Source organism: Endozoicomonas sp., from assembly GCF_031844845.1.
In the GTDB taxonomy this organism is placed as follows: domain Bacteria; phylum Pseudomonadota; class Gammaproteobacteria; order Pseudomonadales; family Endozoicomonadaceae; genus Endozoicomonas.
On the sequence record NZ_JAVRMB020000387.1, the window covers coordinates 1 to 7391 of the forward strand.

Sequence of the window (7391 nt, forward strand, 5' to 3'; positions counted from 1 at the left end):
GACGGCGAATCGACACTGCGACCTGCCGCCAGGCGGTGCGGCATATCGCTGGATACAGCATTCCACTTGCGTCACCGTTTGATGGCGCTGGTAAAAGATGACTCATACGGCCAGTTATCCGGTATTGCAGAAGAAGATGAAACCTTTTTCCGTGAGTCCCATAAAGGAGATAGAAAGCTGGAAACTCCACGGAAACGAGGTCGACGAACACAGAGAAAGTCAGCCAATGTGCGGTCTGAAAAGAAAGTACGTATCCCACTGATTCCCGTCATGGTTGCCTGTAATCGGGAGCGTCATGTCATTGATGCAGTGCTGAAGAAGGTCAGTACTGAAGATCTGGTGTCACAACCTGAAGGTCAGATTCTTGCAGGCAGCACTTTGTGTATTGATGCACACCTGGCTCATGAAAGTCTGGCAGATAAGCTAAGCCTGACAGCAAAAATACTGGTGAGTAGTGCTGGCCAGAGAGTAAAAGAAGGTACTTATCATATCCAGACAGTGAACGCCTGCCACAGTGAGTTGAAGCGATGGATTGATGGCTTCTTCAAAGGTGTTGCCACCAAGTATTTGCAGCGCTATCTGGATTGGAAGCGTTATCTAAAGACTTATACGTTCTCACTCGAAGGTTTTTTAGATCAGATTTCGATTCATTGAGCTCAACAACACATAACTTGAACTGAGCCCTAAAACCCAATGATAACTTTCAGTACATGAACACCACGTTCAAAACAAGAACGCGGTGCCAACATCAACATTATCAACGAAAAGCCGCTTCAGACAGCATTACCCACTGGTCAGACCAGTTTTCTGCAGGCTTGCGCTTGAACTCACTTCGCACATACTGGGCGATTCGACCCTCTGCTGCAGACAGCATCAGGTTTGCTGTCACGCTCACCGTCATACGGGTTCTGACGCCTTCTTTGATTTCTGATTCCCGAAGGGTCTGCTTGAGTTGCGTCTCCAGACGGTCAAACAACTGGGCAACACGCTGGCGCAGGCGCTCGGGTTCTCCAGCCAATGCATCTCCCGTCAAAATGCGTGTCAGCCCCGGATTCTTCTCACAGAAGCCAATCAGCAACAGCAGTATCTTTTCACAACGTGAAGCCACCTTTTGCTCTTCTGATAGAATCAGGGTGATCCGGGTAAACAAGGTTTCCTCAATAAACTCTATCAGCCCTTCAAACATTTTGGCTTTGCTGGGGAAGTGCCGGTATAGGGCCGCTTCCGAAACACCCACCTCTCTGGCCAGGGCCGAGGTGGTAATCCGGGTGCCCGGAGCCGTCTCCAGCATATGAGCCAGGGCTTCCAGAATCTGCTGTTTGCGAGAAATTTTCTGAGACATATCCATTCTGAGTACTACACACTATCTTCGGTGATAAGGGTGCCCACGCCCCGGTCGGTTAACAGTTCCAGCAGAACGGCATGAGGCACCCGGCCGTCAATGATGTGAACTGTTTTCACACCACCTTTCACGGCATTAAGCGCGCATTGTATCTTGGGAAGCATGCCGCCATAAATAGTTCCATCCGCAATTAATCCTTCAACCTGTTCTGAATTCAGCCCGGTTAACAGATTTTCATCCTTATCCAGCAGCCCTGCGGTGTTGGTTAACAGCAGCAGTTTTTCCGCCGCCAGCGCTTCAGCCAGACGACCCGCCACCAGGTCGGCGTTGATATTATAGGAAGCACCTTCATTATCAACCCCAATAGGCGCGACAACAGGAATGAAGTCGGAATTTTGCAGCATGGTAATGATATCCGTATCGATGGATTCCACTTCGCCCACCTGACCAATATCAATAATTTCCCGGGCGGTCATTTCCGGTGTATGTTCTGTTACCACCAGTCGCTTCGCCCGAATAAATCGACCGTCTTTACCGGTGATGCCAATGGCACGACCACCATTGTTATTGATCAGCGTAACAATTTCCTTGTTAACCAACCCTCCCAGAACCATTTGTACGACATCCATCGTACTGGCATCGGTAACCCTCATCCCCTGAACAAAACGACTCTCGATGTTCAGGCGCTTAAGCATGTCACCAATCTGTGGACCACCACCATGAACCACCACAGGGTTGATACCTACGGCCTTCAGCAAGACAACACCCTGTGCAAAGCTGTTCTTCAGTTCGTCATTCTCCATGGCGTTGCCACCATATTTAACGACCACGGTTTTACCGGCGTAGCGTTGCAAATAGGGCAAGGCCTCGGTCAGAACGGTGGCGATTTCCTGAGAGGACAAAGCAGGCTTATCCATTACTCCTCCTGCGGGACTTATGTGATTATTGGGCAATTATCTGGCCTGTTGACAGGCATGATGGTGGTTATTCCTGTCAGAATCAAACAGCGTATCATTGCTCTGCGCTTGCTTCGATTATAACGCCGCAACCGGAAATCTGAACTTATTCATCTGCTTGCTGTCAATACCTGTCGGGTATTATACGTCTGGACGATTTTCTGGAAAATCAAAATTAAATAGAGCGTTTTTCTATGAACTATTATGGCCATAGTAATTGGCACCAAGGTACATCATGGCGAAGAGAACGACACGGCCAAGTCTGGCAAGGAGGAACAGAAGGACACGGCCAAGGCTGGCGAGAACCCCAGAGGCACTACCCCTATAATCGCCAGGTCAGACTCCACACAGAATCTAATTACATCCCGCATGATCCACTAGATCAATCTGGTTCAGCTGCTAACAATTCACGGAGTACTTCGCCATTAACACCACATCCCAGGATTTCCGTTAGCCATCAACCAGAATTCACAAGATCGCCAGCACATAATTCCGGGGCGTTACAAAATGTCCATCTAAATCCCAAAGATTCAAGTCGTACCCACAAACAAAATATTGAGCAAAGCGTTTTTATTACCACTGATCACGAGTCTGAACCACAAAGTGATGAATGTATCGCCAATACTGCCCTGAGAAAACAGATTGACCAGGATTTTTTAGCCATGGAAGACTGGATCCTTAACCCGTGGGTCGAGCATCAACTACTGCATGAGGTCCGACAGGCAGGAGAAAGACGGCAATCAGATGATCAACTTATTCAGAAATTAAAACAACTAACAAGCTTAACAATCAAGCTCGCTAAAGACCTTTTCCAACAATCGATGAAAAAAGGGTATACCAAAAGTGCACAATGGCTACTGGCACAATGGCTACGGGATAATGGTGTAAACATCACCACTTACACTGATAAAATGAATAAGATACTGGCAAAAGTTGTCGGTGATGGTTTTATTGATATGGCGGAAAGAGCTGACTGGCTATTAGCAAATGGGGCGAGCAAGGATACTATTGTGAGCCTGCTTGATAATACTACCCTGTGCAAAGCACTCAAATGTGGTTATCTTGCCAACGCCGAATGGCTGATCAAAATGGGAGCAAGACTAGAGGTTCAGGATGAGTTCAAGAAGGCTATCAGTCATTACAATATCAGGGTAGGTGACTGGCTTATCAAGAATCACGGGGCTAAACAACTCCCAGAGGCAGCAACCTTGGCGTTAGTCAATTATGTTAATGATGGATTGGACGGAAAAGAAAGCCATGAAAAAGTATATGGCCACCAGCCAGCTGAGTGGCTGGTAAAGCACGGAGGTGCCTCTGTTAAAGGATTAAAGCAATTCGCAGATATGGCGTTGCCTCGATTGGTTACCGATGGTAATGACTTAATGGCAGAGTGGTTGTTAAAACATAACCTCACTACCATTCAACCACTCTTAGAAACCTTCGACCAATTGCGTGGTAAGGAAAGACAGAGCACAGGCAAGGATTATGAACGCGGGCGTCAGCATATGGAAAATTTCCTGATGAAACATAGTGCCAAAAAGATTACTGCTCCCCGTGGTGGATGCTACTGAAAAATCACACCAACCATAATCCCTAACCCAGCAATTGAACCTGAATTCAACTGCTGCATTTAGGTTGAACGTTCTTCTTCCGCTCTTCTTCCGCTCTTCTTCCGCTCTTCTTCCGCTCTTCTTCCGCTCTTCTTCCGCTCTTCTTCCGCTCTTCTTCCGCTCTTCTTCCCCCTACCGCCATTTGAAAGACATGAGTCGTGTTAATTAATGACAATCAATGGGTTCCGGAATGCCCAAACCCACCAGCACCACGGTCACTTTCCTCAAAGCTCTCAACAATCTCCAGCTTCGCCTGAACCACCGGCACCAGAATCAACTGAGCAATACGCTCACCGGGCTGGATGGTGAAGGTGGTATTTCCCCGGTTCCAGCAGGATACCATCAGCTGTCCCTGGTAATCGGAGTCGATCAACCCCACCAGGTTGCCCAGCACAATGCCATGTTTGTGGCCAAGCCCGGAGCGAGGAAGAATCATGGCGGCCAGCGCCGGGTCGTCAAGATGGATAGCCATACCGGTAGGTAACAGCTGCGTCTGGCCGGGTTCCAGCGTGAGAGGCTCATCAAGACAGGCACGAAGATCTATACCGGCAGAACCTTCTGTTGCATGCTCTGGCAACGGAAACTCAGTGCCCAGCCGCGGATCCAGAATACGGGTCTTTAGTGTTCTCATGTCGTGTAACTCCCTGTTTCTTTACCATGAAAATGCCGCTCTCTGAAACTATGCGCCATTTTCGAAATTCGGTGAGAGCGGCATTTTCCGCTCAAGGCTGCTCAGTAGTCTCAGTGGTTGACTGCAGGTGTTTCCATTTTCTGAAACGCCGGGCAACAATTTGCAACAGTTTGCGTGATACCACTTTTTTCGAGGCTCTTGGTAACGGCTCTTCCAGCTCTTCACCAATAACGGTCACTTCATTACTGTCGCTGCTGAAACCAATATCACGATCAGCAACATCATTGGCCACCACCAGGTTCATTTTCTTTCTGCGCATTTTATCCGCAGCATAGCCAAGCACATTGTGTGTTTCTGCGGCGAAACCCACCACAAAGGGCGGTGTGTCCAGACCAGTAACAGAGGCAATAATATCAGGATTACGAACCAGTTTTATTTCCAGTGTTTCACTGCCATTTTCAGGATCTTTTTTGATTTTTTCTTTTGCTATCTCAGCCGGTCGATAATCACTGACAGCGGCACAGCCAATGAAAATATCAACAGATTCCATCTGATCATGAACCGCCTGATGCATGTCTCGGGCACTGACCACATCAACCCGCTTCACCCGATCCGGTGTATCCAGATTAACAGGCCCGCTGACTATGGTAACCGTAGCGCCCGCTTCAACAGCGGCCTCTGCAATGGCATAACCCATCTTTCCGGAACTGTGGTTGGAAATGTAGCGAACCGGATCAATGTCTTCACGGGTGCCGCCCGCCGTAATCAATACGTTCAGCCCGGTGAGAATATCATGGGTAAACAGCACCGATGTTTTTTCCACAATCAGCTCAGGGTCAAGCATTCGGCCCGGGCCAATATCACCACAGGCCTGACTGCCATCGCCGGGACCAAACAGCTTTATATTGCGCTCCAGCAGTTCTTCACAGTTTTGCTGGGTGACACTGTCCCGCCACATTCCCTGATTCATGGCCGGCGCGAGGCAAATAGGGGCACTGGTGGCCAGACACAATGTGGTTAACAGGTCATCCGCATGCCCTCCAGCCAACCTGGCAATAAAGTCAGCGGTGGCCGGTGCAACCAGAACCACATCAGCCCAGCGAGCCAGCTCAATATGCCCCATTGCCGCTTCAGCTTTGGTATCCAGCAGATCCAGATGAACCGGATTATGGGACAGAGCCTGCAGGGTTAATGGTGTAATAAACTCACAGGCTGCACGGGTCATTACCACACGCACATCGGCGCCCAGCTTAGTCAGCAGCCGAACCAGCTCTGCACTCTTATAGGCAGCAATGCCTCCGGTGACACCAAGAACAACGCGTTTGTTGCTTAGCTGTTGCATAGGTTGCAAATTTCCTCAGGGAATTAAACCGGCAATTCTTTGTCTGAGCAGTCATGAACCCTATAAACAGTCATGAACCCTATAAACAGTCATGAACCCTATAAACAGTCATGAACCCTATAAACAGTCATGAATCGCTTGATTGAATAGTCATGAGCTACTCACCATAAATCAGCTCCATCATAACAGTGAATAGCTAACGGATATAACTATCTGATGAGAGCACAACGCTGGAGTAATACTTTGCTTCCCAGAGAAAAGATGCTGGCCATGGGGCCAGCAGCACTGACCGAACCGGAGTTGCTGGCACTACTGTTAAGAACCGGCTGTCAGGGTGTAAACGTGATGGAACTGGCCGACCAGCTGCTTGAGCAATTTAATGGATTGGAAAAACTGCTAACGGCCCAGCATCAGCAGCTAATAGCTATTAAAGGACTTGGACCCGCCAAAGCCACACAGCTCAGTGCCATTCTGGAACTGTGCCGACGAGTTCTCCGCCAGAAAGTGGCACAGTCCGATATTATTACCAGCCCAAAATCCACCCGAGAGTATTTACAACTGCATTTTCAGGGTCTTCAGAGAGAGGAGTTTGCCTGTCTTTTTCTGGATACCCGCCACCGGATCATCGCCCTGGAAACCCTGTTCCAGGGCACATTAAATGCCGCTACAGTTCACCCCAGAGAGGTGGTAAAACAGGCATTGCTTCTCAATGCGGCATCACTGATTCTGTGTCACAACCATCCATCCGGAGACCCGGAACCCAGTCAGGCAGATATCCGCATTACCCAAACGCTGAAAGAGGCATTGCAACTGGTGGATATTCAGGTTCTGGATCATATGATCGTAGGGCAGGGAGAGATACTGTCTATGGCTGAACATGGACTGATGTAGGTTGGGAGCCCCAACACTTTTACCGATGATTGCAGATCGTTTGTTGGGGCTCGCATTCGCTCGACCCAACCTGCGTCACCGGTCAATTTCAATGAAACCATGTACTGGGATATCCGTTCACCCTGAGCGAAGTCGAAGGGCGCTCAGGGTGAACGGACGAAGGGTGTTTAGCACGACTTCTACACGGGTCTGGAGTCTCAAGATACAGGGAAGCTATTCCGGAAAATGCTTCAGAGCCTATTCTTCTGAATCAACGTCATCCTCTTCCTCAACATCAGGCTCCGGAGCGAGTAGCCACTCGTCCAGCTTCATGGCCAGCTGATCCACTCCGGTCTTCTTGAGGGATGAGAACAGCTGAACACTCACCAGTGGAAATCGGATCAGGTTCTGTTTCAGCTTATTCAGTTCCTGCTTTGCTGCTCCCTGGTTAAGCTTGTCTGCCTTGGTCAGCAGGATGTGCAGAGGTAAGTTAGCACTTACACTCCAATTCAGCATCATCTGGTCAAACTCTTTCATTGGATGGCGAATATCCATCAGCAGAACCAGACCAACCAGAGCTTCACGACGCTCAAGGTAGTCGTTCATATGATGCTGCCACTCTTTCTTCATGGCCACCGGC

At 49.0% G+C, this 7391-nt stretch carries 7 protein-coding genes and 1 pseudogene; 3 read left to right on the forward strand and 5 right to left on the reverse strand.

What is annotated here, in order from left to right; all coding sequences use genetic code 11:
• The coding region (locus RM811_RS21540; protein ID WP_402528228.1) for an IS1595 family transposase at positions 1-654 on the forward strand (654 nt) is incomplete at its 5' end.
• A gap of 103 nt (positions 655-757) precedes the next feature.
• On the opposite strand, the gene slmA is transcribed toward RM811_RS21540, so the two are convergent.
• Together slmA and argB are read right to left on the reverse strand one after the other, a co-directional pair.
• The gene (gene slmA / locus RM811_RS21545) at positions 758-1348 is read right to left on the reverse strand and encodes a nucleoid occlusion factor SlmA (protein ID WP_402528231.1); all 591 of its coding nucleotides are present in this window, start codon (positions 1346-1348) and stop codon (positions 758-760) included.
• A gap of 8 nt (positions 1349-1356) precedes the next feature.
• Positions 1357-2259 (reverse strand): acetylglutamate kinase, encoded by a 903-nt coding sequence (argB, locus tag RM811_RS21550; protein WP_402528234.1) that lies wholly within the window; start codon positions 2257-2259, stop codon positions 1357-1359.
• Positions 2260-2492: 233 nt separating this feature from the next.
• On the opposite strand from argB, the gene RM811_RS21555 reads away from it, so the two are divergent.
• Entirely contained in the window at positions 2493-3869 is a 1377-nt protein-coding gene (locus tag RM811_RS21555; RefSeq protein ID WP_402528237.1) for a hypothetical protein, read from the forward strand.
• A gap of 214 nt (positions 3870-4083) precedes the next feature.
• Here the strand turns inward: RM811_RS21555 and dut are convergent, their stop codons facing one another.
• Together dut and coaBC are read right to left on the reverse strand one after the other, a co-directional pair.
• On the reverse strand, positions 4084-4539 hold the full coding sequence (gene dut / locus RM811_RS21560) for a dUTP diphosphatase (protein WP_402528240.1): 456 nt from the start codon (positions 4537-4539) through the stop codon (positions 4084-4086).
• Positions 4540-4630: 91 nt separating this feature from the next.
• Positions 4631-5881 (reverse strand): bifunctional phosphopantothenoylcysteine decarboxylase/phosphopantothenate--cysteine ligase CoaBC, encoded by a 1251-nt coding sequence (gene coaBC, locus RM811_RS21565; protein WP_402528243.1) that lies wholly within the window; start codon positions 5879-5881, stop codon positions 4631-4633.
• Between the two features lie 216 nt (positions 5882-6097).
• Between coaBC and radC the strand changes: the two genes are divergently transcribed.
• Positions 6098-6772, forward strand: a complete 675-nt coding sequence (radC, locus tag RM811_RS21570; protein WP_402528246.1) for a RadC family protein — start codon at positions 6098-6100, stop codon at positions 6770-6772.
• Positions 6773-7009: 237 nt separating this feature from the next.
• On the opposite strand, the pseudogene RM811_RS21575 reads toward radC, so the two are convergent.
• Positions 7010-7391: pseudogene (locus RM811_RS21575) on the reverse strand (GTP-binding protein); the annotation flags it as partial.

What these genes read in the sequence shown, in the direction of transcription:
- argB (WP_402528234.1), bottom strand. Translation starts at nt 2,259, where the DNA reads ATGGATAAGCCTGCTTTGTCCTCTCAGGAAATCGCCACCGTTCTGACC.
- coaBC (WP_402528243.1), bottom strand. Translation starts at nt 5,881, where the DNA reads ATGCAACAGCTAAGCAACAAACGCGTTGTTCTTGGTGTCACCGGAGGC.
- RM811_RS21555 (WP_402528237.1), top strand. Translation starts at nt 2,493, where the DNA reads ATGAACTATTATGGCCATAGTAATTGGCACCAAGGTACATCATGGCGA.
- slmA (WP_402528231.1), bottom strand. Translation starts at nt 1,348, where the DNA reads ATGGATATGTCTCAGAAAATTTCTCGCAAACAGCAGATTCTGGAAGCC.
- radC (WP_402528246.1), top strand. Translation starts at nt 6,098, where the DNA reads ATGAGAGCACAACGCTGGAGTAATACTTTGCTTCCCAGAGAAAAGATG.
- dut (WP_402528240.1), bottom strand. Translation starts at nt 4,539, where the DNA reads ATGAGAACACTAAAGACCCGTATTCTGGATCCGCGGCTGGGCACTGAG.